Source organism: Acinetobacter harbinensis (genome assembly GCF_000816495.1).
GTDB lineage: Bacteria > Pseudomonadota > Gammaproteobacteria > Pseudomonadales > Moraxellaceae > Acinetobacter > Acinetobacter harbinensis.
Genome location: NZ_JXBK01000003.1, coordinates 32,244 through 33,923, shown reverse-complemented (window position 1 = coordinate 33,923; position 1,680 = coordinate 32,244). Strand labels below are relative to the sequence as shown.

Here is a 1,680-nt window from a genome sequence, read left to right as displayed (position 1 = left end):
TATCCTGGGTATTAATCAGGTCAGCCGTGAAAATGGTAAACGTCGAGTGGTTATTACTGCAAATGTAGAAGGACGTGATTTAGGCTCATTCGTAACAGAGCTTCAGAGCACGTTATCCAAACAGGAATTACCAAGCGGTTATTGGATAGATTATGGCGGTCAATTTCAAAATCTGATGTCTGCAAAAGCGCGTATGCAATTGGTGGTTCCGCTCGCATTGTTGACGATCTTTATTTTATTGATGGCTGTATTCCATAATATCAAAGAAAGCTTACTGGTCTTTAGTGGTGTACCGTTTGCCTTATGTGGAGGCTTAATCGCGTTGTGGTTGCGTGACATTCCATTATCCATGTCAGCAGGGGTTGGCTTCATTGCACTATCGGGGGTGGCTGTACTGAATGGCTTAGTCATGCTTACCTTTATCAAAGAGTTGCGACAACAATATGACCTTTATTATGCAACGTGGCAGGGTGCAATTTTGCGTCTTAGACCTGTGCTGATGACAGCTTGTGTGGCGTCCCTTGGGTTTGTCCCGATGGCTTTGGCAACCGGAACTGGGGCAGAAGTACAGAGACCTTTAGCAACAGTGGTTATTGGAGGAATTATCTCCTCTACCCTGCTTACATTGGTTTTATTGCCCGTACTGTACCGCTGGATGAATGAAAAGAAAGCTTCTTAATCCATTAGATTAAGCAATTTTTAGCAGAGATATTGAGCCTGTCTCAAGTATCTCTGCTAATCATGGATTGAATAAGGAAAATTTTATGTCAGAACATCATGATCATAGCCATGCGGTTGTTACTGAAGGAAATAGTAAGAAATTAATGTTTGCTTTGGGTTTAACGACTACTTTTTTAATAGTAGAAGTTGTCGCTGCTTTTATTACCCAAAGTTTAGCATTACTGTCTGATGCCGCTCACATGTTTACTGATGTAGCCGCATTAGCTATTGCTCTTGCTGCTATCAAAATTGGTAAAAAAGCCGCAGATGATAAAAGAACTTTTGGCTATCAGCGATTCGAAATTTTAGCGGCTCTGTTTAATGCAGTGATGCTTTTTGTGGTGGCGATATATATTGTCTATGAAGCTTACCAACGTTTTACGAATCCTGCTGAAATTCAAAGTATTGGAATGATGATTGTCGCAGTCATTGGTTTGGTCATAAATTTGATTTCAATGAAAATCCTTTCTGCGAGTGCTGAAGGAAGTCTAAATGTGAAAGGCGCATATTTAGAAGTTCTTAGTGATGCACTGGGATCGATAGGCGTGATTATCGGAGGAGTGGTCATTTATTTTACCCAGTGGATGTGGGTAGATACCTTAATCGCTGTGTTAATTGGCTTCTGGGTCTTACCTCGAACTTGGGTTTTATTAAAACAAAGTATCCATATTTTGCTTGAAGGGGTTCCTGATGAGATTGATATTGAGTCGTTAAGAAATGATTTATTGATGCTAGAGGGTGTTGAAGGGATTCATCAGTTGAAAGTCTGGGCTATATCTTCAAAAAACATTCATTTAACTGCTCATTTAGTTGCTCCTAATAGCGATCCAGATCAGCTCTATCAAAAGGCCTTAGACGTTCTAAAACATAATCATAGTATTACTGAAATTACGTTACAAATAGAAAGTACGGAATGTAATACATTGGAACAGCATAAACATTAAAGTGCTGCTCTTTCTA

At 39.7% G+C, this 1,680-nt stretch carries 2 protein-coding genes; both read left to right on the top strand.

Features of this window, described 5'->3' with window-relative positions; genetic code table 11:
• Positions 1 to 679 (top strand): efflux RND transporter permease subunit (locus SE27_RS14690; protein ID WP_455550021.1); only part of this gene is annotated, 679 nt, incomplete at its 5' end.
• Between the two features lie 85 nt (positions 680 to 764).
• The gene (locus SE27_RS13100; protein WP_016165559.1) at positions 765 to 1,664 is read left to right on the top strand and encodes a cation diffusion facilitator family transporter; all 900 of its coding nucleotides are present in this window, start codon (positions 765 to 767) and stop codon (positions 1,662 to 1,664) included.
• The last annotated feature ends 16 nt before the right edge of the window (positions 1,665 to 1,680 follow it).

Bases quoted from the DNA above. Each gene is read 5' to 3' on its own strand.
- SE27_RS13100 (WP_016165559.1), top strand. From the start codon at position 765: ATGTCAGAACATCATGATCATAGCCATGCGGTTGTTACTGAAGGAAAT.